Below are 23,894 nucleotides of genomic sequence, written 5' to 3' on the forward strand. Positions count from 1 at the left end.
AAAAATTGATGTTATCACTTTTTAAAATATGACTTATAAAATAAGCGAAAATGCCAACATCAGTACTGTTTTTCTAGACGGAGAAATAGACATGGATGTAACTGAGAAAGCCAAACAAATTATTCTTCCTTTAGTTGAAGCGGGCAAAGAAGTTCATATTAATTTAAAAGATGTTTCGTATATGGATTCATCAGGAATTTCTGTTCTTATTGAGAGCCATCAAAAAGCATTAGAAAAAGGTACGAAAGTAATTGTAAAAGAAATTAGTAAATCTGTCTTAAAGGTTATCATGATGGCAAAGTTAGAACAGATATTAAATCTAGAGTAATGACACTATCAGAATCAAAAGACTTTGTAGTAAATAGTTCCAATCTTAAAGAAGTCAGAATATTTTCAAGAAAAGTTTTTGAAAAAATAAATTTACCTCAAGAGCAAAAAGATGAATTAGTTTTAGCAATTGCAGAAGCTGCTCAAAATATAGTCAAGCACGCTTATAAAGATGTAGAAGAAACCAATGATAAAATGCAAATTAAAATTTCATTTAAAGATAATCAATTAGAAATAGGATTCTTTGATAAAGGTAAACCTGTCATACCTGAAAATATTCAGCACAGAAAATTAGATGATATTAAGCCTGGCGGATTGGGTACTTTTTTTATTAAACAGATTATGGATGAGGCTATTTTTAAAAAAAACCAAAAAGGTTGGGTTAACCATCTTGTTTTAACAAAAACAATCTAACCAATTAATGCTCCCACATTAAATATTGGTGCATACATCGCAATCATTAATCCACCAATCATAATTCCCATAAAAACAATCATGATCGGTTCTATTAAAGTAGACATATTATCTACCGCTGTATCAAACTCTTCTTCATAATAATTTGCAACAGAAGTAAACATTTCATCTAAACTTCCTGTTTGCTCACCAACAGAAATAAGTTGACTAAACGTTGGTGGAAATAAAGGTTCTTTTAAAAAAAGTTTTGTGAGTGTATCTCCAGAGAAAACTCCCTTTTTAACGTTCTCTAAAGCTAAAGTAACACAATCATTATTACTAACAGATTTAGCAATATCTATACTTTCTAATAAATTTACACCAGCGGCACTTAAATTACCCATGATCAGTGAAATTCTTGCTAATAAAGATTTTTTAATCATGTCTCCAAAAATTGGTAATTTTAAAATTTTTGCATGCCATTTATATCGAAACGCTGCATTCTTAGATACGGTATATCTAAAGGCAATAATAGTTCCTGAGATAATAAGAAAAGTCATCAATCCACCAGTACCTCTCATAAAATCACTAGCAGACAAAATACCCGCTGTTGCTCCTGGTAACGCAATTCCCATTCCGTCATACATTTTTGCAAAAACAGGAACGACCTTAATTAACATGAATACCATAACCGTAATTGCTACGGTAAACATCACCATCGGGTACATTAAAGCACCTTTAATTTTTTTCTTAATTCTTTCTTTTTTCTCCAATGACTCAACTAGTTTTAATAAAAACACATCTAATTTACCACTAGCCTCTCCAGCTTTAATTAAGTTTACATAAATATTGTCAAAAATTTTTGGATAACTTTCAAAACATTTTGATAAAGTTGTTCCTCCTTCAAGCTTTTTTTTAATCTCTACAACAATCTCTTTAAGTGAAGGATTGTCAAGTTGGCTGCCTAACATATCCAGTACTTGAAGTATGGGTAGACCTGCCTTTACCATTGTTGCAAACTGTTTTGAAAAAATTACAATATCTTGAGGTTTAATTTTTTGCTTAAAAAAAGAGGATCCTTCACCTTTTTTCTTAGTTTTTTTATCTTTTTTTTTTTAGATCTTACCAGATTGGTAATAATTAATTTTTGTTCTTTTAATTTGTGAGAGGCTTCATCTTGATTTAAGGCTTCTATTTCTCCTTCTACGTATTTACCTGCTGAAATACCCTTATATGTATAAAATTCCATTAATTATAATTATGAACTTGATAAAACACGTTCATATTCTCTGAAATTAAGATCTCCAGAAGCAATCATTCTTTTACCCATTTCTTGCATAGTTTGAAAACCTTCTTTAATAGCAATTGCTTTGAGTTCAGGTGTTGTTGCTTTTTTTAATATCGCTTCTTTAATGGGTTTTGTGACATTTAAAATTTCATAAATTCCCATTCTTCCTTTATAGCCAGAATCTTTACATTTTGGACAACCTTTGCCTTTAATAGCTTTAACTCTAGAGGCAAGTTCAGGAGTAAAACCAATATCGGTTAACACTTTTGGATTTACATCGTCGTCAGGCACTCTGCAGTCAGTACAAGTTTTTCTTGCCAGTCTTTGAGCCAAAACAAGAGAGCATGCAGCACTTATTAAATAATCTGGTGTTCCCATATTTTGTAATCTTGTAATTGTGCTTGGGGCATCATTAGTGTGCAGAGTGCTAAACACTAAGTGTCCTGTAAGAGCTGCCTTTAAGCCTATATCAACCGTTTCCTTATCTCTCATCTCTCCAATTAAAATAATTTCTGGGTCTTGACGTAAAAAAGATCTTAAAGCTGTAGAAAAACTATAACCAATATCATCTTTAATTTGAACTTGAGCCACTCCATCTAATTCATACTCAACTGGATCTTCAGCCGTTAAAATATTTAAATGAGGTTTGCTCACTTCTTTTAGAATACTATAAAGCGTAGTTGTTTTACCCGAGCCTGTTGGTCCCGTAACAAGTATTAGACCTTGTGTACTGTGAATATTTTTTCTTAAAATTTTTAAATCAGTTTCATCAAAATTTAATTGTTCAAGTGTAATATCTCCTGCATCTTTATTTAAAACACGCATTACAATTCTCTCGTTGTTTGCAGTTGGTAAAATTGATAAACGTAAATCAACTACCTTTCCTTCTATCTTAAAATTAATTGCTCCATCTTGTGGTAGTCTTCTTTCAGCAATATCCAATTTACCCATTATTTTAAAACGAGTTACCACTGCACCATAATTGTCATGTAAGAATTTTGTATAATGATCTTGCACTGAAAGCATTCCATCTAATCTGTAACGAACTCTTGAATTAAATCGATAAGGTTCAATATGAATATCACTCACTCCTAATTTAATTGCTTCTGCTACAACTGCGGTACTAAATTTTATAACTTCAGATTCATTTTCTAATGCTTCAATATCTTCTTCTGGAGCTTTCTCAAGAACTTCTCCAACATCACCTAATTCAGAATCAAATGTTTTTGTTTTTTCTCTATTATCTTTATTTTCTTTCCTAATTGTTGCTGTAGTTACATCCCCACTTTCACTAAGAAGTTTTTCTATAAATTCAGAAATTTGAGATACTTTAGCTGCATGTAATTCTATATTTTTTTTTGTTATAGCTTTTAAATTTCTCATTAAACCAAGTTTAGAACTATCTGGTATTGCAATATGAAGTGTTTTGCCGTCGACTTTAAATGGAGCAACAAAATTCATATTTATATAATTGGAAGGAAGTACAGTTTTGATATCTTCAGTAATATTAACTTTTGATAAGTCTACTACTTCAAGATTTTGTTCTTTAACGAGTACATCTAAAATCTTATCTTCATCTGTAAGTTTAAGTTCAAAGACAGCATCAATTTGAGATTTGTTGCCCTCGCTACTTACTTTTTTAATATTCGGTAAATCTTTACCCGATATAATGTCATGATCGATTAAAACATTAATGAGATTAATTTCACTTTCTCTGCTGATTTTAAGCATTTTATAATATCCTTGGTGCTATAAATATTAACAGTTCATCCAGTTTGTCTGATTTACTTTTACCTTTGAATAGATTTCCTAGAACTGGTAAATTTCCAACACCTGGTGTCTGTGACTTGCTACTAAATACTTTATTCTTCTTAATTCCACCAATAACGACAATATCTCCATCTGCCACTAAAAGCTTTGTTGAAATTTCCATTTTATTTATTGATGGTTCACCAGCATTTGCTCTATTTACAGTGTTATTGTTGACCATAATTTCTAATAGCACGTTACCATCTCCAATAATACTCGGTGTAACTGTTAATTTTAATGCTGCTTCTTTAAATGAAGTGTCTGCTCCCTCAGATCCGGTAGCTTGATAAGATATTTCCTCTCCTTGTGTGATTGTTGCAACTTGATTATCTAAAGTAAAAACTTTTGGATTAGATATAGTCTTACCTTTGCCCAACACTTCTAGAGCTGTAATTTCTGCTTTCAATACTGCTGATCCAGTTTGTCTTAAAATACCTATGCCACTTGTTGCACCAACTGCAGCAAAATCTGTTAAAGCATCGGTTGCACCTCCTATGGCTGCTGATGAACTACCAGTTCCTGATGAGGTAATACTGCTTGCACCTGTGCCACCTATCTTTTTACCCTTTCTTGAATATGCTCCACCCAACCTAGTTCCTAATGCTTGTTCAAAAGTTGAGTCTGCCTCTACTATAAATGCTTCAATTAAAACTTGTTTAGTTCTTACATCAATTTCTTTAATAACTTTATCAACTACATCTAAATCTTTTTCTTTTCCTCTAACGATTATGGATCTTGTAGTTGTTTCTTCTGTTATTTGAATTGGGGAATAAGAAGAGTCTCCTACTGAAGTAAATAGTTCACTTATAGTTTTTTTAGCTTGTGCAGGACTAATATAATAAAGTCTAAAAATTTCTGAAAGAATTGGCTCAACTGAATCTTCAAGTTCCACTTTTTTCTTAACAGCCGCAGCTCTCGTTGATTTATAAGTTTCTTGTCCAGTTAAAGTTGATGGAGTGTGTACTCTTATAAGATTGCTTGCCACATCAATATCAGCTGCAAAATTCTTCATGTCTAATAAAGCATTGAATGCTTTATCCCATGGAACATCAACTAATTCTGCTGAAATAGCTCCCGCAACTTCATCACCTACTAATATATTAATTTCTCCAATTTTAGCCATTAAACTCATGGCTTCATTGTAATCTAAGTTTTGAAAATTAAGAGTTACTGTTTGTTTTAAAAGTTCAAATTCATCAGGTATAAGCAAGTAATTTCGTGTTTTCTGAGATGATATTTTTTTTCTTTTTTCTAATAAATCTATATCGCCAATAGTGGGTTTTGGTCCCATCTCAACTGTTTTATCAACTTCAATTGTTCCCAATTTTTTAATATCATCCTTTATTAAAGGAGTATTATGATTAAATGTCTTAGATTTACCAAGCTGACCAGATGCACAGCCCGTTAAACTAAGCACTAAAAAAGAAAATAAAACAAATATTTTTATTAATCTAAAATTCATCAGTTTCCTTAATTTTATTGTTAAAATCAATTGTCATGTAGGTATCATCTGCCTTTTGAAATACTGCCTCATTAAGTGTCATATCAACTAACTTTACTCCGTCGCTTAATTCTTCATGTAATTGCAAAGTTATAATTTCACCTGAAGCATTAACTAAAGAAACATAACTCTCGTAAGAGCCTGAAATAATTCCAACAAGTTTAAAATTATATAAACTCATTTCTTCACGATCCCCAGTTTGACCTGTTGAAATTATACTTGTTCCACTTCCACTTCCTAAAGAAGAGTTTCCAGCAAAAGGGTCATTTAAAGGTAATGGTTCCTCAGTATTTATATCCACATCGTGACTATCGGCTATTACATTGTTTGGAGTAATGCTCATAAAAAGCAACATCAGAAATAAGGTTATAGTTTTAAAAAAAATCATTTGCTAATCCTACGATAGTTAAAGTTCCATCAACATTTATCGTGCCAGCTGAAGTTCCTTGCACAATTTTTATTGATTCTTCGTCAAAATTAAGCATTTTCTTTGACAGAGATATTTGTCTTTTAAATTTAATATAGCCTAAAAAATTGCCTGTAATTTCAAAATCCACAGGAATTTTATAATAAGCTATATTTTTTACGCTTTTCTTTTTGGTCGTCTTTTTTTTTTTCTTTTTCTTTTTATCTAAAATATCTGATCTACTAATTGCTTCTGGTTTTTTCTTTTCTATTTTTGAAATAACCAAACCATTTTGTCCTGCAAATTCACTTAGGGTTTGATAAAGCCCTTCAACTTCTGCTCTGGAATGAAATAATGTAGAATATTTTTCATAATCAGGTTCTAGTTTTTTTATCTTACTTTTGTTTGCTTTTATTTTTTTGGTGAATTCGATTATTTCATTTTGTTTAACAATCATATCATCTAGTTTAATTTTTTTAGAATTTACAATTGGATTTAAAATAGAATAGTAAATAATTAGAAAAAAAATAATTGCTCCAAAAGCAATTCCACTTTTTATGAGAGTCTTTTCGTCAGTAAAAGTTAAAACTTTTGCTTTTAAATCTTCAATTTTTAAATTATTTAAATCCATATTTTTTATCCTTTTTTAATTTTAACAAAAATTTTAAAACCTTTACTAGGTTGTCCTGTTGTTTTGGAATTAGTTGGTAATTGCATTGAAGTTAACGATGCTTGTTGAATTAAATTTTTACTACTTAAATTACCAATTAACCTTAAAATATCTTGATCACTAGCAGCAACACCTTGAATTATAACTTGGCTTTTTCCGTTATAGTCTACAGACTCAAATTTTACTCTATTAGGAACACTCGATGCTATTTGTGCTAAAACTCTATAACTAATTTCTTTATTTGATTTTAAACTTTTACTTAATTTTAAAGTTTTTGTAATTAACCCCAACTCTTTAGTGCTTTTTGCTTTTTCTTTTGTTTTAACAACGTGCATTGAAAGAACATTTTCATAATTATTTAATTTTTTGTTATAGGAATGAATATTCCAAAAAGATAATGTGAAAAGTATTAAATAAATCCCTATTACTCCTCCTACCACTCCCTTAAATGCAAAATTTGAAACAGCTTTTATTTTCTTTTCTTTAATTAAACTTTTTCTATTTGGTAATAAATTGATGTTTTTGACTGCAGTTACAAATTTGTAATAGCCAAAGACATCTAATTTTCTAAAAGCAAGTCCAATAACTGTTGATAAATAAGATCGATTTTTTAAAGTAATAGCTTGTTTTAGTTGTTCTGGAACTTTCAAGCCATCTAGTGGATCAAATAAATTAAATCCTGTATTGATTAAATTTTTTCTAAAAATTCCTAAAAAAATATCTACATTTGGTAGGTTTGAAACTACTTTTATGTTTCTAATTCTTTTTTCATATTTAGTTTCAAAGTCCTGTATCGCTTGTTTTACTTGTGTACTAAACCTTCTACTTAAAGCTTCTCTTTCTTCATGATTCCCTGAATCTAGTAAAATTTTTCTATCCTGACCTCTTAAAAAAATATCAGTTATAATTGGATTATTATTATATAAAATCATTAAATAATTTTCATCTAAACCAAATTCTAATACTGCTGTTAAATTATTATCTTCTGCACTTTTAGAAATTTGATTAATTTGATCTACAGCTGATTTTAATGCAAAACATTTAACATCAATAATTACGGGATTAAGACCACTATTTTTAATTATGGAGGTATAATTGTTTATGTCAGACAATTTTGATGCAACAAATAAAATATCCATCGTATTTTCTTTTTGATTTCTATTTATTACTTGATGAAAAATAGAATAATCATCTAGATTGTCAGTTAGTTGAACCAAGTTTTCCCAAAGTGAATTAGTATCAATTGCTTTTGCTAATTCTTCTTCAGTCATTAACGGAGCTGTTACTACACGGATTATCGCACTCGTTACTGGAATTGCAATTGCAGCATTTGGTGTTACAATTTTTGCTTTTTGTAAAGCAATCGTTAATTCATTACTTACATGATCAGCATTTTCTAAAACTGAAGCTTCATCTGGTAAATCAATAGGATGTATAAAAAATTTATCAAGAACCCAATGATTTTCTTTATTGGTTGAAATTTGAGCTAATCTAATTTCTGTATTATTAAGTTCTATGCCTAAAATTTCTTCACCTTGAGCAGATTTTTTTCCAAGTCGTGCTTTAAAAAAACTCTCAACCTTTCCTACAAAATTATTTTTTCCTAGTGCAGAAATTTTATTTGTTAAATCTTTTTTATCAAAACTTATTTTTTTTAATTTAATACTTTTAAATTTTTCAAAAACACTTAAATTTATTTTTGACTCTGAAGCTTCTTTATTCTCAACTGAAGCAGCAACATTTTGTGAAGCAGTTACAGGTTCTGTTTGTTCTGGTAGTACAGATGGTTCTTCATTTATTTCTTCTATTGTTTCTTGGTGAACCTGTTCTTCTTTTTTGTTTTCTGCATGAATGTCATCAAACCATTTTTCCAATATTGGTATAGCCTCTTCAAGATTGGGAGTTCCTGATGAAGAAATTTTTTGTTTTCCATCAATATAAATTCTGCCAACAAAGTTTTTTGATTTTAGCTCACCTTTATATTTATCTTGTCTAACATATATGTGTAACCTGCCATCTTTTTTGTGAATTAACTCGCGATCGTTATTTTCTTCAATTTTGGGTTGTGTTTCTTCTTGGTTTTCACCTGATGTCACAGAAGGATTATTTTCAGCAGAACTAGATTCACGCTGTGATTGATTCTTATCAACCTTGAGATTTTCATTAGTCTCTTCGTTATTATTAATATTGTCTTTATTATCTTCGTTCATAATTATTATAATAAAATTTTTTCTCTAACACCAAACTTAAGAATCTCTAACACAAAATAATAATGTAATCATAAGTTGTGGACCTAAAATGGGTGACGCATCAAAAATTCAAAAACATTTTAACAATTAATCTTTTAAAATTTTAAGAATTAAATTGAATCAAAGGTTATGAAAATAAAATGCTTAATTTATTGAAATTGAAAATTGTGAAATTATCGATTTAAAATAGAAAGTATAAAAAATAAGAAGAAATATTTAATTTTATTATAAATTTTGCAATTTTTCGTTAAATAAACAAATTTGTTTGTGTTAGAGTAATTTTAACATTGTGTTAGAGTATTTTGATATTGTGTTAGAGTAATTTATCAAAATAAAAATTATTTTTTACTCAAAAAATCAATAAATATGATTTTTTTCATTTTTATCTTGAATTACAACTTTTGTGTTAGAGATATTAGTTTTGTGTTAGATAATAATTTTTAATTGTTAAATATCTATGATTTTATAAATTTATATTTATAAAAAAAGAGATCCCCATTTGCTCTAAATATGATCTATTCATATTTTAAAAAAATCTTCATTTTAAGGGATTTTTTTGTTTTTTTGATCCTTATCGACAAAAAGCATCAAAATAAAGCCTAAAATAAAGAAAATACTGATAGATAAGAGCCCTATTCTTTGAGAATAAAAGAAAGTCATGGTTCCAACCAATAAAGGTCCGGCAAATGCAGTAATTCGGCCTGAAAAGCTAAATAATCCAAAGCCACTTCCTTGATCGTCATCTTTTAATAATCCTGTCATCATAACACGACTTGCGCTTTGAATTGATCCTATAAAGAAAGATATAACCATTACATTGGTAAAGAATTGTGCTTTAGTTTGCGCAATAATTGAAGAATAAAAAACACATGACGTTAATGCGACAATACAAGTTAAAATAATAATTTTTGATGAAATTTTATCATTTAAATACCCACCTAACAAAACTCCTACGAATGCAACTAAGTTTGCAAAAATAGCTAATTTTAATAACTCTCCTGGAGTAAAACCAAAAACACCAGAGGCATACACACCTCCTCCTGCAATTAAAACAATCAAAGCATCTGAATAGATCATTCTAGCTAAAAGAAACTTTCCAGTACTTGTAAATTTATTTTTCCATATTAGTGCAATAAGTTTTTTAAAAACAGGAGTTTGATCGCTATTTTCTTTATATTCAATGTGATGTTTAAAATAATTTATCATGGGATAAGAAAAAATTAAAAACCAAATCGCAGCAATAACAGGAATAAATCTTATATTTTCAAATTTACTTTTATCTAAACCAAAAGGAATAGTGTCAGGTAACACAAAAACATATAATGAAAATAATAATATTGGAACACATCCAATATATCCTAAAGCAAATGCAAAGCCTGATGTTTTTCCAATATTGTTTTCATTTGAACAGCTTTTTAATAGTGAATTATAAAAAATCACAGCAGCTTCATAGAAATAATTGGATAGTAAAAAAATAATCAATGCATACCATATATAATCTACTGATGGTTTAGCAAACCAAAACAGGCTTGTGAATAAAACACAAAAGATAGTAAATGTGTGTAATAAATTAATTTTACCTTTAGGTTCTTTGTCAGCTAAGCTTCCAAGTAGGGGACCCGTTACTGCAACTAGTATTCCACAAAGTCCAGCTGTCCACTGCCAGTACGCTGCACCAAGTTGTGGATTGCCTACAATTTGATTTGCAAAGTATGCTGATGTGATAAATGTTACAACTATAATTGTATAAGCTGAATTAGCTAGGTCGTAAAGTGCATAAAACAATTTACCCACTATTTTTTATCCATTTGTAATAATCTCTCGAGTGTTCCATTGGTATTCCATCTTTTAACTAAGGTACTCGTATCTATTGTGGTTTTTGAAACAAATTCTTTATAAATTGTTTTATAAGTAGGCCCAAGTATAATTCCACTGACATCATCAACTTTTACTATTTCTTTTTGCTCAAGCTGTAATACTTTTCTACGAACAGTTTCTCTTGGTAACTGTAGTACTTCAGCAATACTAGCAAATGCTAATTTATTAATTTTGCTTAAACTAGACATAGACATTAGATCAAAATTTTTTTGAATTTCAGTAAATTTTTTAACTCCATCTTTGTTCAAGTGATAAAGTGAATGACTAACAACGACTTGAAGAATAATAAAAGTTTCAAAATCAATTTTTAAGTTTTCTCTTATTCTTGAATAATAGGCTAATAAAAACATTAGCCAGTCATATAATCCTTTTGAAAAAGCTGGTTGATTAGCTCCCTCAATACCTTTTTTTTCCTCAGAAGAAATAGTCTTAATGTTTTCGTTTGTTTCTTTATCTATCACCATAATAATGCGCTCATAATGGGTGTAAATATCGCCTAAATTGGGTTTATGTCAACTTATACTTTTGTCTTGTAACCTTTATGAAGAAAAAATTACTATTATTGATACGATTTTTGTCCTTTTGATATATGAAATTTTATTCAGAAGATTGAACGAATGCCAACGTAGTCAATTGTGTTTTAAAATTTAGACAAAGAAATTGTAATTTGCATTTTAGTTTGCTTCTGATATTTTTTATACAGCTATGGAAATTATTATTAACTCACCAAACTTTTATTTGCATCTGCAAGACATGGCATTATTCATACAATACTCTATAGATGGATTTTTACATTTTGCTTCACAAATAAAAATTTAATTTGTGTATTACCTAGCATTATTTTTTTTTGGCATTATCTGTGGAAGCTTTGCTAATGTTTGTATTTATCGTTTACCTAAAAATAAAAGTATAGTTACAGGACGATCCTCTTGTCCTAACTGTAAAAAAAAAATTATTTGGTATGATAATATTCCACTACTATCTTTTATATTGTTAAAGAGTAAATGCAGATTTTGTAAAAAAATAATTAATTCACAATATTTTATAGTTGAATTAATCACTGCTATTAGCTTTGTATCAATCTATTATTTTTTTGGACTAACTCTTGCTGCTTTATTATTATCAATATTAAGTGTTTTTTTTATTATTATTTTTTTTATAGATTTAAAACATTTTATAATTCCAAATGAATTAACTTTTCCTTTAATGATTATAGGATTTTTTAAATCCTTTGATCCAAATTTAAATCAAACAATTTTTCCAAATTATATCAATTCTTTAATTGGGGGTGTCTTTGGTTATTTAATAATTTGGTTAATCATTTTTTTTTATAAAAAAGTTAGAAAAAAAGAAGGTATGGGTCTTGGTGATGCTAAATTATTAGCAGTAGTAGGTTTTTGGTTTGGCTGGTTTAGTATTCCTTTTACAATATTTATGTCTTCTGTCGTTGCTCTAATATTTGTTTTGCCATCACTAATTAATAAATCCAGAAAGATGTCGTCTCAAATTCCTTTTGGTCCTTATATTATTATTGCAGCTATTTTTTACGTATCTCTCTCTAACCAAATTAAAAGTTTTTTATTATAAAAAAATTTTTATTAATAGTTTTCTCTCCAAGATCTTCTGTAAGTAGTAACTTCTCCTGCATTAGTAGAGAGAATATATAATGTATCTTCTTGTTCAGCAGGTCCTGCTACGTTACCATAAAGTGTGTCTGCAAATATTGTTAATTCAGACAATATTCCTCTGCTAACAAATAAACAATCCTCACCTGCTATTACCGCACCTAGTTCAGATGAATTATTAGTTCCACATTCATCATCAGCTGAACAAATAAACGCTTTACCTATATTACATTTATTTCCTACAGGTGGTTCGTAAATTGGATAGAATACATTCCCTTTATAAACTGTAGGCGGTGCTGATACTTTTCTAAATCTTTTTGGCTCATTTGGATCCAATTTAATAACCCATGCTTGTTCATTAGGACCAGGACAAAGCCCTCCAGTGGCATCAGTAGTGGTATCCACACAAACGTTTGTATCATCAATATCGTTAGCTGCATCTGCACCTTTCTTAGCTTCTTCCTCAAAGTTACCATCCAATTGTCCAGGAATATTAACTCCATTTAAGTGCTTGAAGTATGGAAAATCCTCATCTTTTACACCATATAAAATGTTGTCCATCCCATTACTTCTGTCACCAATTCTTTGAAAATCACCAGTTCCACCAAAGAGCCAAAAATTATTTGTATCTCTTCCAATTGTGGCATCCATTGATTTATAACTATATCGACCATTTTCAACTGTTGCATTTAATTTGAATAATGTTGTTTGATCATAAAGTTTAGCATTATTAATTGTTTGGTTTGTTAAGTTAATTTTTGTAATTTTTCCTTCAAGATCATTAAAATAAACCATAGCTCCTCTCCAAGGAACACCTCGCGTTAAATCTGGTGTAATAACAACAGGGGTTGTTGGAAGTGCATTCGCTATGTCACTAGTATCAGTGTCAATGATATTAATTGCTCCTTGATTAATCGCTGCACCAAAAATGCTACCTGGATTTTCAAGATCTTCTAAATTTACAAGGAATACATTTGATCCTGAGCATACAAAAGTATTTCCCATGCCCCCTCCCATTACTGCCACATATTTATCATCATTAATATTTTCATCACCTTCTTGTGCAGGAATTCTAAATATTCTTGGTGTTGACCAAGTTTCTCCTAGTTGGCTATAGTCATATCCAACTGGGTCAGTACCAACTGACGAACATGAAGTTTGTAAAATAATTTGATTAGTTGATACATCGCCTGTACCTACGTTGAAAGTTTTTTCAGCTCCAAAATCAACTTTCAGAAAACCATCAACCATTCTAGCACTTGCAAAATTTATTTTAACTTTATCTCCATTTATTATTTCAGTAACTACAAGATCATCTTGACTAACATTACCAGCACCATCTGATGGAACCTCTATATCAAATACGAATGTTGAGCCTGTAAAACACGCTGCTGTTCCGTTAACTCTAAATGAACCAGAAGCTATAGCATTTGTTTGGCAAGCAGCGATGGCATCTTGTTGAGTACAGCTATTGTCATCTTCACAAGTGTCTGAGTCAGCAGTATCTGCTGTATTTTGGTTTTCAGATGCTATTTTAGCTTCTTCTGAATTATCTATATTTATAGTTGCTTGAGTATATTGATATTCTGTAATCTGACCCGTGTTATCAGCTACTAAAACTTTACTATTTACATGATCATTAAAAACTGAATACATATGCAGAGGTCCTTGACCACCATTGATAATGGGATTAGTAACATCTAATACAGAAAAACCAGCTCCTCCTCTCCCATAGGGAATCATTAATATAGTACGCCAGCTTTTACCTTCTTCATAATCTCCATCTGCATTTAGTCCTTGTATATACATGTCATGAACAACTGGTGAACCATCGACACCAAAAATTGGATTGGTTCCACCTGGATCTCCTGCAAATTTTCCATCATAAGCTTTATTTATTATCGTTGGTAGTTTTGATGCAATAAAGGGAGGTATAAAACCCCACTCTTCTTCTCCCGTAATTGAATTAAATGCATGTAGCATTCCATCATTTGCTCCCGCATAAATAACGTGTTGTCTAGATTGATTTGCACTAACAAAAGATTGGTAATTGTTTTTAGCTCTCCAATAAGCCTCTTGATTGACATCTGTAAAATTTGAATTTGCATCTGGGGGTCCAACTTCTACCAGTTGTGAATTATAAACATCGCCCAATAAGTGCGCTCTTTTTTCAATTATATTGCAGTCTCCATCATAATCAAAATAATCTATACCTCGAACAAAGTTAATTAATCCCTTAATATCATCATTTATTCCATCTTCTACATCATCAGCACTTGAACAATTGGATGTGGTATTATGATAATCTAAAATTGAATTTCCAGTTAAATCAAAAAGACTTTCTATATCTGATAAATATTTGTCATCTGTTGTCCAATTATTCCAATTTCCTATATATGAGTTGTCTGGCAGAGTAGTCCAAATGTTTCTCTCTTTACTCCTATTTTTTAATTTTTCTGCTGCGTTCCAATTTTCTTTATCTGAGTCTGTATTTAAAGATCCATCACCTTTAACACTTTGTCTACTGATGGTTCCTCGCCATTCTCCATACTGAATATATTCAAACTGTGCTTGGTATAAAGAACCCCCTTCTTGAATGGTTGCGGTAATTGATGGAGCGGTAAAAGATAATTTTTCAGCTATAATTTGTTGTATTTTACTTGCTAGCTCTGTCTTTAACATTTGAGGAGTGTCTGCATCTATTCTTGCTTGACAATCTGGTGAGCCTGCATCATCACATGAACCAGCAAGTGCCATTGCATCAAATTTAGCAAGTCCTGAAGCATTAAGTCCACCACCATAAGCAACTACTAGAGTTTTTACACCCAAATTTTGTCTCAATGATCGAATTTTTTCTACTGCTTGTTCACCATGTGTCCATTCACCATCACCAATAACAATTACATAACTTATTTGGCAGTCAGCTTCTTCAGCTTCACTACCTTTTAAGTTTAATGCATCTTGGTGTTGCCTAAAATATTCATCAGCTAGTTGTGCAAAAGCATTGGCATCTGTTCCCCATTGTAAAGATGTAGCATCAAGTGCCTCGGGTATTTGTGAGGCACCTTCTTTACTAATTCCTACGGATATACCTGAGTCACTGTTAAAAAGTTGAGATCTTCCTTGTGGATGCTCTCCATTCCAGCCTCTATAATAATCACAACCATCAACGCGATGGCAGTAATATCCTTTACCTACTGTATTTATATTACCTTTTCCTGCACCTAATACCCCAGCATTCCAAAACCCATAACCAAAATTAGCTCCTGCAGTTAACGAAGAGTCAGATACAACTGCTTTGATAGCTTCCTTAGCTCCTTCAAATCTAGTCTCTTTTTGTCCACCATATTCAGCCTGCCATGAAGTATCAATATTGGCTACTGTAAATTTGTTTTCATCAAATTCTTGTATCGTTGCTTTATTATCTGACACCCACACTTTTGTAGAAGTAACAAACAAAGCTTTTGGACCCCACAAATTAACCTCGGCTGCACTAAGTGCACCAGCACTGGCTGTATTTTCAGCATTTATTTTTCTTCCAGCAAGTGTGACTGAGGTTAATGTATTATCTCCTGTAAGAGTCACTTTTTGAACTACACCTTTATTAGAACTTGTAACATACATTGTAGAATCACTATCTGGAGAAACCTGAATTGCAGTAGCTTTTCGATGAGAAGTGTTTGAATTGCCTTGAACATAATATCTATCCCGGCCTGTATCACTAGGACAATAATTTTCTCCAGTTTTAGTTAATGCAAATCCATGGATGTGTCCCTGGTAGAGATAATATATAAAGTCTCCACTGTTATCGACAGTAAGGCGACTGCCGGATTGAATAACAGTACCCAAATTTCCACCATAATTACTTCCACAAGTTAAAGAGTCACCTGTCGTTAAATTTTTAGTATAAAAATATTTTCGCCAGCTACTACCTCCCCACCATCTTCCCGATGCAAATAAATGATCTTCACCACCAATAGTTCTTACTTCCATTGCGTAAGGTCTAAAACCACCAAGCTCAGCATAAGTAATAACCTCAATACATTCTCCAGATGTATTAATTCCTACAATTTTTCCATTGTTTGAGCCAGAGTCAGCACCATAAATCACATCCCCTGATACACCCAAAACATTAGTTGCAAGACCTAAGTTATTTATATTTTTAACTATAGAATTATTAGTTCCATCTAAAGTACATGTATCCGCTGGAGAACCTCTAAAATTTCTATTACCTGCTGCAAAAGTTCTATCAACAGTATTGTCAGCTGTTAGAATTTTTACAAAGCCTAAATTTCCCTCACCTACAATTAGGTTACCAGCTGAATCTTCTACAATATCATTTGGATTATCAATTCCACTACCCGAACTAAGTTTTCTATTCATGCTAGCAGAGCTATCTAAAAGTATTAATATGTTAGCTGGGACATCTCCTGCACCCGAGCCTGGAGGTAAAGGTTTAGAGATAGCATTTTGATTTAATGCAATAAGTACAATAAACAGATTGCTAATTATAATTTTTAAAAACTTATACATTTTTTATTATTCCTTTTACTCAATAATTAAATAATCTTTATATTCTGCATTTGATATTTGTAATTCTTCAATTAAAAATTTTTTTCTGTAGTACCACTTACCGTATATAATTTCTTTACCACCAATTTTCCACACTTTATAACCTGTCCAATCTGGTCTACTACTATTTTCAATTTTACCATAATTGCTGATTACATAATTATAAAGTAACTGTTTCTTACTTTCCTCATTATCCGTTCCATTTAATACTCCAATTATAATTCCAGCAATTTTATCATTTACAATAAACGCTCGAATAAAAGAATTACCTAGATTTGAATTAGGACAAAAACGATCAATCTCTGCTGAAACAATTGTGACATCATTGGGTTCCTCTACATTTTCTTCATCTGTCTCGATGGGTCCAAAATACTTTTCAATTTGAGATTTGTTGCCACCAATGTTAATAGAAAGGAAATCACATGCAAAACTAACTTTGTTTAAAAATAAAAGAAATACCAAGGAAATGGATGTTATCTTTAATATCTGCATAATTTTTTTTAAAATTTTATTCATATTTTAATTTGGCATAACCATCACTGTTTCTAACGGAATAATTATTTCTTCCTCACCGTCATAATCATCAAGTTCAGTACCTTGGGCAACCATAATACCACAGGCATATATCTTATAAGCTGTTCCTAATGATTGAGAATTATTAGATGTTTTTTTAATACTTGAACCAGTTCCAAGATAAGGCGCACTTCCAATATTAACTGAAAAAAATTCATACCTAAATCTTTTTAGATATTCTTTTTCTTTTGTAAGCTTTTCCATAACTTTGACATCACCCGTGGTAAGGGGATCTACTTCCCCAGGAGTTTCAAAAATAGGCTCAATCAGCTTTCCAAAATTTTGATTGACAACATGATGTGTTACTTGAAAATCTGCTCTTTTAATATTTCTAAAGCTTTTAAAGCAATTTGTGTCTATGGCGTTTATTTGATTTCTTGGTAAAGATCTGTCATTTGTATGTCTAACATCCCCTCCCTCATCTGCTGTTAAAGAGTTTAAATATAAATCATGAGCATTTGTTTCATCTTCTGTAGCTAATTCTCCTGGTCCAGATATATCATTTTTTTGCGTCCATGGTCCCAAAAATTGATTAATTATTTTTTTTTCTCCCTCTAAAAGGCCTGTTTCTGCTACATAAAATGCTTGCTGGTATTGATCACTAGTATTGTTACTTTGATGATCTCCTGAAGAAATAACTATTAAAGCTCCACCCATAAGTGACATCACAAGCAAAAGTATAAGTGACAGAACTAGAGCAAATCCTTTTTCATTTTTATTTATCATTTTTATCCTTAACTACCAATATTTCTTGTATTCACAGTGACGACAACCGAGTCTCTTAAATACCTATCCAAAAATTTACGTGTTCTTTCTCCAAGTCCTTTTACAAATCTTGGATTGTCATCTTTTGCTTTAAATCTATAAAACTCATTTTTTGATCTAAAAGTTAATCTTATGTCTACAGCTTTAATATTATAAAGATCCACTCTACTACTAGTGTCTGGTCTTGGAGGAGGATTGATAGCTCTTCCTCGCTCATCAAAAACTATGAACTCCATATCCACTAAGTGATCTCTAATCAATTCACCAGAGAAACATTCAGCACAACTACTTGACCAGTTACCTGTTACACTTTCACTAGACTGTATCCAACTTTGTTTTGATTTATAAACGGCATAATATTCATTATCCCCACTTGGTTTAGCGTAGTAAGTAACTCTATATCGTTTGTAAGGTTGTGCATCATTTTGATTAAAGTCCCCGTAGACAATATGAATTTTGTCACAACATAAATCTGCTTCATCGTTTTTAGATATAGCTGTGTCTGACTCTGCTGCATCTCCTAATTCATCTTTTATTACTATAATTGGATCATGACTTGTTTCTATATCGCTACTACCCGAAATATATTCAAGGTTATCTTGTTTTGATATATCATCAGTGTTTACACCATAATGATATTTAAAGCCTGCCAACCTAATATCTCTAATCAACATTGCAATAATATCTCTTCCAGAACGACTAATTTTTGCACGGTCTGTGACTTGAGTATAACTACTATTTACAATGCTGTAAGTTGTATACATCGCTCCCATCATAATAGCTGAGATAACCACTCCAATCATAATTTCTATTAGAGTTATTCCAGCAATATCTTTTAATTTATTTTTTTTAATCATTATTTAAGTGTGTAATCAGCAGTGAAATATAAAAATCTTCTTTTCTTTCCATCGTTCATATTAACTTGCACTCTTCCTATAAACATCTCATCATAAACTTCAGCATGAATATCAGACTCGTCTTCCTCATATGAAGAAGTATAGTCACAGCCCGTTTTACATATTTGAAAAATTTTTACATCTTTAGTATCTTTTTCACTTTTACATTTAAGATATCTGTCAGTTTTAAAAATGCTATTCCATTTTTCTTTTTTATTTTCCCCAGCATCTTCTACAACTGTCTCATAAATTGGTTTAATTGAGTCAATAGTATTTATTTTTGGACCACATGCTTCGATCCGTTCAAAACTAGTATCTGTTATTTTGTGAGCTATAATATCTTCTGCTATCATGCTTACTAAATAGTTTGCCTTGGTTCTTTCGCTAGAGCTATCAATAGATTGAACCGAAAAGTTCACCATTTGAAAAATAGCAACAAATCCTATTCCTATAATTGCGGTGGAGATTAAAGACTCTAAAATAGTGATTCCTGATTGTTTTTTTCTTTTATTTGAAAATTTGATCATTTTATTTACTGTAAAATCCATTCTGATTTAGATTTACTCCATTTTTCTAAGGTAATATTGCCAAATCTAGACCAATTTAGTGCAAATAAATTATCTTGATCTAGATTGTTTGGAACTCCATCTGCTTTAACATCACATTCTATTTCTTTACCTTCACAAATATAAAACGCTCCCGATGAATCAAACTCCTCAGCAGTGCTATACCAAGACCCGTCTTTAGAAAAACAAACGGTGCCTGACTCGTCTTCAAAATTTACTGCTATGTCATCAAATTTTAAGAAGTTAACTTCTAATTTATTAGATTTATTTCCTTCATCATCCCAATCCTGAACAAGAGCACATCTTAAAGTTTGGTCAGTATTCCAATCATCCTCACTATCATTAATTTTTTTTACAATGTTACTCAGTTTCATACCCTTCGAGATAACTTCTACCTCGCCTGTTTTTAATGCTGTTACTTCTACTTGGACAAATCCATATAATCCTCTTTGAACTTGAGAATTAATATTTGTGAATAAACTTTTTATTTTTACGGCGGCTCCCCTTACTTCTCTTGCTTTTTTCCAAGACGAAAAATTTGGATAAGCTGCTGCTGAAATTACTGATATAATTGCAATCACAACTAAAAGCTCTATGAGGTTAAAACCTTTAATGTTCTTTTCCTGCACTTGCATCAATTTTCCCATTATTAACAAGTTCTTCTAAAGATTTTTGCATTGTAATCATACCATCACGAACTGAAGTTTGCATGATACTTGGGATTTGGTGAATTTTTGCTTCACGTATTAAGTTTTGGATTGGAGCTGTACACTTCATAACTTCAAAAGCAGCCACTCGGCCTTGACCATCTTTTGTTTTTAATAATCTTTGAGTTACTACCATTTTTAATGAAGTAGAAATTTGTGCACGAATTTGTGCTTGTTGTTCTGGAGGAAATACATCAATAATTCTATTAATAGTATTGGGTGCTCCACTAGTATGCAATGTTCCAAAAACTAAATGACCTGTTTCTGCAGCAGTTAAGGCTAGACCAACTGTTTCAAGATCTCGCATCTCACCAACTAAAATAACATCTGGATCTTCACGCAAAGCTGCCTTTAAAGCACTTGCAAATGATTGCGTTTGTTTTCCAACTTCACGCTGTGAAACAATACTTTTTGCATCTTTGTGCACAAACTCTACTGGATCTTCAACTGTAATAATATGTGCTGTTCTTGTTTTATTAATTTCATTAATAATAGCTGCAAGCGTAGTTGATTTTCCAGACCCTGTTGGTCCAGTGACTAGAACTAATCCTTTATGCATATCAATAATATCATAAAGAACGTCTGGTAAATCAAATTGTGACATTTCAGGAATTACACTTTCTACTCTTCTAAGAACTGCAGCGGGTCCATTAATTGTTTTATAAAAGTTAGCTCTAAATCTTAATCCACTTAATATTACAGCAGAATCTAATTCATGGGTTTCTTGGAATTTTTTTGTTTCTGTTTCATTACAATTTGTCGACATAAGATCTTGAAGATCTTGTGCTTTTACAACAATATCTTTAACCGTAACTACTTCACCTGTTTGTCTGTAAGCTAATGGTGAGCCACTTCGAATATGAAAATCCGAGATTTTTTTATTATTTTTTGCTAGTTCTTCTAATTTTTCAAACATCTATATTTTTTACACAATAAACAAGAGTATTACCATTAGAGGTCGCCCAATTTGGGCTAGCTAAAAGTCAAATAAAAAATCTCTTATGTATTAATAGAATTTAATGCTCAAAATTTTAAAAGAATCTAAATCTACAAAACTCTTAAATAATTTTTTTTTTAGAAAAAATAAAGAACTAATTATAATAGAACTATTAAAATTATTTTTTTTAATAGCTAGTATAATAGTTTTTCTTGAGACAACAGCTAAAGCTCAAGCTACTCTAACACATGATATCTCAATAAGACCTCTAGCATCGTTCACAACTGACTCAGAAGGAGATCAAATTGTGAACGATGCTTTTCAAGATCCAACTGGTTTAGCTTTTAGTAATGATGGCAGAAAAGTTTTTGTAACCAATAGATATTTAAACAATGCTCATAAATGTTTAAAAATGATGACTCTTTCAACTCCTTACGATTTAAGAACCGCTTCTTTGGTTGTAGACTCAGCTGATCCACTAGTATCAAAAGTAAGTCTGACAGATAACTCTAATGATACAAAATGTACAGATATTAAATTCAGCAAAGATGGACTTAAACTGTTTTTAGGAAACATAACGGGAAAAATTCATGGATTTGATTTGGCTGAACCATTTGATCTTACAGGTTTAAGATATTTTAATAATGTAACAAGTGACCTTGGTGGAGATGCAACCTTTAGCTTTAGTAATGATGGAAAAAAACTTATTTATTTAGATGGTACTAGAGAGGGTCAACATATTGATGAATACAGTTTGTCAACCGCCTACGATCTTACATCTATAACTTTGGTCAATACCACAGACTTACGCACAATTGCTAATGTATCGAGTGGTAAAGATTATGGATGGGCTGTAGAATTTAGCCAAGATGGAATGACAATGTTTGTTTTAATGCTTGATGATACTAACAATAATAACACAAGCTTAGATTCTGTTTTTCAATTTAGTTTGACTACATCTTTTTCAACGAGCACTGCGACTATGATAGGTTCAATTACTTTACCTGAAGAATTAAGTTTAAGAACTTTTGGAATAGCCTTTAGTGGTATGGGAGATAAACTATATATTGTTAATGATTTAGGTCCGAGGGTTGCTGGTACTGGTGCAGATGTTGTTACGCAAGTAAGTTTATCTTGTAACTATGGTTTAGTTGCCTGTGTATCTGACCCAAGATCAAGCTTAGGTACTCAAGTTCAATTGGCAAAAAATAATATAAGTATGAACACTTCAATAATTTTTAAAAGATTTGAATGGATAAAAAGAAATAGAAATAGTAATAACCTTAATAATCTTACTGCTTCCATCAAATCAGATAACCCATTATTAAATTACTGGGTTAAAAAACTTCCAGATAAATTACTTTCAGTTAATGAAAAAGTAGAAGGTGGTCAGTCTATAACTATTGGTCTAAAAGATATAAATAATAACAAATTAAATAATTTTACCACTGCAATTAAATCAGATAACCCACTGTTAAATTCTTGGATGGATAAACTTCCAGAAACAATAACTGCTTATCAAGTAGCCCTTAAAAAGAAGTTAAGTAAAAATAAAAAAAGTGATTGGTTGTATTGGAGTCTTGGTGATTTAACAATCGGTTCTTATCATGGAAAATCAGTAGGACCAGGGATAAATTTGGAAAAACCCAAGGATATACGTACTAGTGGTTTAACTTTTGGAGCAGATAAAAAAAATAGTAAAAATAATTATACTGGTTATGCAATTAGATATGCAGATGGTAAATCAAAATTTGCTGCTTCTGGTCCTAGCACCACGATGGCTTCATTAACATTAAATTATTACTTAATTACCCCTTTAAAAGATAGTGGATACACTAATACAGTTGTTGGTTTAAGTTCACTTAAATACGATCTTAAAACTGGAGGAGTTGTAACTGGTCAAAGAAATGGTAAACAACTTTTTACATCAATTGATTTTAGAAGTGATAGTGAATATGGCAAGTTTAACCTGACACCATCTCTAAAAATAAAACATGCTTTAACTTCATTGTCTGACTTTACTGAGTTTATGACAAACACTTCCTCAGCGGCGACAAATTTAATTTATGAAAAAGAAACATTTCAAACTGGTGATTTGGCAACGGGATTTTTATTTAATTCTGATCCAGTAAAACATTCTACTGGAACTATGTCCCATAACGGCGGCTTAGAATTTGTTTATGACTATTCACCTGACATTACTTTTGAATATTCTTATGCAGGAAGTTCTAATGCTCAACAATATACAGTTGAAAAATATTCTCAAAAAAATATTCGAGCAAATTACGGATATGAGAACGTTTATAATAACAACTTTACACTTTCATTAAACTACGAAAGATTTCAGCATCTTGACAGTGATAAATTTTCACACACAGATAGTTTTTTAATTAAAGTTGGACATATCTCTGAGGAAGATACACTGTTTGCTTTTGATTTTGATCCTTTATCAAATAATTCAGCAAAATTAAGTTACGTAAAAGACATCAATAATTTTAATCTCAAATTAAACTCTAATATGAATTTATTTACTAAAATTTCTGACTATGGTGCAAATATAGAGGTTTCAAATAAATTTTAGCCAATTTAATAATGATATAAATAAAATTTTAATTTTGCTTAGATATTAGTAAAGAGTTTAAAACCTCATCAAAATCAGCTTAGTTGTTACATTTTTAACACCCACTTTGGGTGCTAATAACAATAGGAAAGCTAATAAATAAAAATTTATC

Annotated in this window: 20 protein-coding genes; 4 read left to right on the forward strand and 16 right to left on the reverse strand. The window is 30.9% G+C overall.

The features are described 5' to 3' along the window. Positions 1-28 precede the first annotated feature (28 nt). Both ABXT61_RS05610 and ABXT61_RS05615 read left to right on the forward strand, forming a co-directional pair. Positions 29-328 (forward strand): STAS domain-containing protein, encoded by a 300-nt coding sequence (locus tag ABXT61_RS05610; protein WP_415314849.1) that lies wholly within the window; start codon positions 29-31, stop codon positions 326-328. Beyond that, positions 328-741, forward strand: a complete 414-nt coding sequence (locus ABXT61_RS05615; RefSeq protein WP_415314850.1) for an ATP-binding protein — start codon at positions 328-330, stop codon at positions 739-741. The genes ABXT61_RS05610 and ABXT61_RS05615 overlap by 1 nt, the downstream gene beginning before the upstream one ends. On the opposite strand, the gene ABXT61_RS05620 is transcribed toward ABXT61_RS05615, so the two are convergent. From ABXT61_RS05620 to ABXT61_RS05660, 9 genes are all read right to left on the reverse strand, one after another. Next, positions 738-1,730 (reverse strand): type II secretion system F family protein, encoded by a 993-nt coding sequence (locus tag ABXT61_RS05620; protein WP_415314851.1) that lies wholly within the window; start codon positions 1,728-1,730, stop codon positions 738-740. The two genes, ABXT61_RS05615 and ABXT61_RS05620, sit on opposite strands and share 4 nt — an antisense overlap. A 23-nt stretch (positions 1,731-1,753) precedes the next feature. Beyond that, on the reverse strand, positions 1,754-1,969 hold the full coding sequence (locus ABXT61_RS05625; protein ID WP_415308064.1) for a hypothetical protein: 216 nt from the start codon (positions 1,967-1,969) through the stop codon (positions 1,754-1,756). Between the two features lie 9 nt (positions 1,970-1,978). Beyond that, positions 1,979-3,739, reverse strand: coding sequence for a GspE/PulE family protein (locus ABXT61_RS05630; protein WP_415314853.1), 1,761 nt, complete (start codon positions 3,737-3,739; stop codon positions 1,979-1,981). 1 nt (position 3,740) lies between these two features. Then, positions 3,741-5,279, reverse strand: coding sequence for a type IV pilus secretin PilQ (gene pilQ, locus ABXT61_RS05635; protein ID WP_415314854.1), 1,539 nt, complete (start codon positions 5,277-5,279; stop codon positions 3,741-3,743). Next, entirely contained in the window at positions 5,269-5,661 is a 393-nt protein-coding gene (locus tag ABXT61_RS05640) for a hypothetical protein (protein WP_415314855.1), read from the reverse strand. The genes pilQ and ABXT61_RS05640 overlap by 11 nt, the downstream gene beginning before the upstream one ends. 31 nt (positions 5,662-5,692) lie before the next feature. Then, the gene (locus ABXT61_RS05645; RefSeq protein ID WP_415314857.1) at positions 5,693-6,355 is read right to left on the reverse strand and encodes a pilus assembly protein PilO; all 663 of its coding nucleotides are present in this window, start codon (positions 6,353-6,355) and stop codon (positions 5,693-5,695) included. 5 nt (positions 6,356-6,360) lie between these two features. Beyond that, positions 6,361-8,604 (reverse strand): pilus assembly protein PilM, encoded by a 2,244-nt coding sequence (gene pilM, locus ABXT61_RS05650; protein ID WP_415314859.1) that lies wholly within the window; start codon positions 8,602-8,604, stop codon positions 6,361-6,363. Between the two features lie 582 nt (positions 8,605-9,186). Next, a complete protein-coding gene (locus ABXT61_RS05655; protein WP_415314860.1) occupies positions 9,187-10,437 on the reverse strand; it encodes an MFS transporter in 1,251 nt (416 codons plus the stop codon). After that, entirely contained in the window at positions 10,437-10,985 is a 549-nt protein-coding gene (locus ABXT61_RS05660; RefSeq protein ID WP_415314862.1) for a hypothetical protein, read from the reverse strand. The genes ABXT61_RS05655 and ABXT61_RS05660 overlap by 1 nt, the downstream gene beginning before the upstream one ends. A gap of 358 nt (positions 10,986-11,343) precedes the next feature. Between ABXT61_RS05660 and ABXT61_RS05665 the strand changes: the two genes are divergently transcribed. Beyond that, the gene (locus ABXT61_RS05665; protein ID WP_415314863.1) at positions 11,344-12,108 is read left to right on the forward strand and encodes a prepilin peptidase; all 765 of its coding nucleotides are present in this window, start codon (positions 11,344-11,346) and stop codon (positions 12,106-12,108) included. 11 nt (positions 12,109-12,119) lie between these two features. Here the strand turns inward: ABXT61_RS05665 and ABXT61_RS05670 are convergent, their stop codons facing one another. From ABXT61_RS05670 to ABXT61_RS05700, 7 genes are read right to left on the reverse strand one after another with little or no spacing between them, the layout of a single operon-like run. Then, positions 12,120-16,679 carry a PilC/PilY family type IV pilus protein gene (locus ABXT61_RS05670; RefSeq protein ID WP_415314864.1) on the reverse strand — a complete coding sequence of 1,520 codons (4,560 nt, stop codon included), beginning with the start codon at positions 16,677-16,679 and terminating at the stop codon, positions 12,120-12,122. Between the two features lie 15 nt (positions 16,680-16,694). Next, positions 16,695-17,234 (reverse strand): hypothetical protein, encoded by a 540-nt coding sequence (locus ABXT61_RS05675; RefSeq protein WP_415314865.1) that lies wholly within the window; start codon positions 17,232-17,234, stop codon positions 16,695-16,697. 3 nt (positions 17,235-17,237) lie between these two features. Further along, a complete protein-coding gene (locus ABXT61_RS05680; RefSeq protein ID WP_415314866.1) occupies positions 17,238-18,017 on the reverse strand; it encodes a PilX N-terminal domain-containing pilus assembly protein in 780 nt (259 codons plus the stop codon). A gap of 8 nt (positions 18,018-18,025) precedes the next feature. After that, positions 18,026-18,913 (reverse strand): PilW family protein, encoded by an 888-nt coding sequence (locus ABXT61_RS05685; RefSeq protein ID WP_415314868.1) that lies wholly within the window; start codon positions 18,911-18,913, stop codon positions 18,026-18,028. Beyond that, the gene (locus ABXT61_RS05690) at positions 18,913-19,500 is read right to left on the reverse strand and encodes a type IV pilus modification PilV family protein (protein WP_415314869.1); all 588 of its coding nucleotides are present in this window, start codon (positions 19,498-19,500) and stop codon (positions 18,913-18,915) included. The genes ABXT61_RS05685 and ABXT61_RS05690 overlap by 1 nt, the downstream gene beginning before the upstream one ends. Next, positions 19,485-20,153 carry a prepilin-type N-terminal cleavage/methylation domain-containing protein gene (locus ABXT61_RS05695; RefSeq protein ID WP_415314871.1) on the reverse strand — a complete coding sequence of 223 codons (669 nt, stop codon included), beginning with the start codon at positions 20,151-20,153 and terminating at the stop codon, positions 19,485-19,487. The genes ABXT61_RS05690 and ABXT61_RS05695 overlap by 16 nt, the downstream gene beginning before the upstream one ends. After that, a complete protein-coding gene (locus ABXT61_RS05700; protein ID WP_415314872.1) occupies positions 20,128-21,141 on the reverse strand; it encodes a type IV pilus twitching motility protein PilT in 1,014 nt (337 codons plus the stop codon). Before ABXT61_RS05700 ends, ABXT61_RS05695 begins: the two co-directional genes overlap by 26 nt. 103 nt (positions 21,142-21,244) lie before the next feature. On the opposite strand from ABXT61_RS05700, the gene ABXT61_RS05705 reads away from it, so the two are divergent. Beyond that, complete coding sequence (locus ABXT61_RS05705) at positions 21,245-23,743, forward strand: autotransporter outer membrane beta-barrel domain-containing protein (RefSeq protein ID WP_415314874.1); 2,499 nt, start codon at positions 21,245-21,247, stop codon at positions 23,741-23,743. The last annotated feature ends 151 nt before the right edge of the window (positions 23,744-23,894 follow it).

The sequence above is a fragment of the Candidatus Pelagibacter sp. Uisw_137 genome (assembly GCF_047720245.1).
Classification (GTDB): Bacteria; Pseudomonadota; Alphaproteobacteria; order Pelagibacterales; family Pelagibacteraceae; genus Pelagibacter.

Bases quoted from the DNA above. Each gene is read 5' to 3' on its own strand.
- ABXT61_RS05705 (WP_415314874.1), top strand. From the start codon at position 21,245: ATGCTCAAAATTTTAAAAGAATCTAAATCTACAAAACTCTTAAATAAT.
- ABXT61_RS05620 (WP_415314851.1), bottom strand. From the start codon at position 1,730: ATGGTAAAGGCAGGTCTACCCATACTTCAAGTACTGGATATGTTAGGC.
- ABXT61_RS05675 (WP_415314865.1), bottom strand. From the start codon at position 17,234: ATGAATAAAATTTTAAAAAAAATTATGCAGATATTAAAGATAACATCC.
- pilQ (WP_415314854.1), bottom strand. From the start codon at position 5,279: ATGAATTTTAGATTAATAAAAATATTTGTTTTATTTTCTTTTTTAGTG.
- ABXT61_RS05690 (WP_415314869.1), bottom strand. From the start codon at position 19,500: ATGGATTTTACAGTAAATAAAATGATCAAATTTTCAAATAAAAGAAAA.
- ABXT61_RS05610 (WP_415314849.1), top strand. From the start codon at position 29: ATGACTTATAAAATAAGCGAAAATGCCAACATCAGTACTGTTTTTCTA.
- ABXT61_RS05615 (WP_415314850.1), top strand. From the start codon at position 328: ATGACACTATCAGAATCAAAAGACTTTGTAGTAAATAGTTCCAATCTT.
- ABXT61_RS05660 (WP_415314862.1), bottom strand. From the start codon at position 10,985: ATGGTGATAGATAAAGAAACAAACGAAAACATTAAGACTATTTCTTCT.
- ABXT61_RS05625 (WP_415308064.1), bottom strand. From the start codon at position 1,969: ATGGAATTTTATACATATAAGGGTATTTCAGCAGGTAAATACGTAGAA.
- ABXT61_RS05630 (WP_415314853.1), bottom strand. From the start codon at position 3,739: ATGCTTAAAATCAGCAGAGAAAGTGAAATTAATCTCATTAATGTTTTA.
- ABXT61_RS05680 (WP_415314866.1), bottom strand. From the start codon at position 18,017: ATGATAAATAAAAATGAAAAAGGATTTGCTCTAGTTCTGTCACTTATA.
- ABXT61_RS05700 (WP_415314872.1), bottom strand. From the start codon at position 21,141: ATGTTTGAAAAATTAGAAGAACTAGCAAAAAATAATAAAAAAATCTCG.
- ABXT61_RS05645 (WP_415314857.1), bottom strand. From the start codon at position 6,355: ATGGATTTAAATAATTTAAAAATTGAAGATTTAAAAGCAAAAGTTTTA.
- pilM (WP_415314859.1), bottom strand. From the start codon at position 8,604: ATGAACGAAGATAATAAAGACAATATTAATAATAACGAAGAGACTAAT.
- ABXT61_RS05670 (WP_415314864.1), bottom strand. From the start codon at position 16,679: ATGTATAAGTTTTTAAAAATTATAATTAGCAATCTGTTTATTGTACTT.
- ABXT61_RS05640 (WP_415314855.1), bottom strand. From the start codon at position 5,661: ATGAGCATTACTCCAAACAATGTAATAGCCGATAGTCACGATGTGGAT.
- ABXT61_RS05685 (WP_415314868.1), bottom strand. From the start codon at position 18,913: ATGATTAAAAAAAATAAATTAAAAGATATTGCTGGAATAACTCTAATA.
- ABXT61_RS05695 (WP_415314871.1), bottom strand. From the start codon at position 20,153: ATGCAAGTGCAGGAAAAGAACATTAAAGGTTTTAACCTCATAGAGCTT.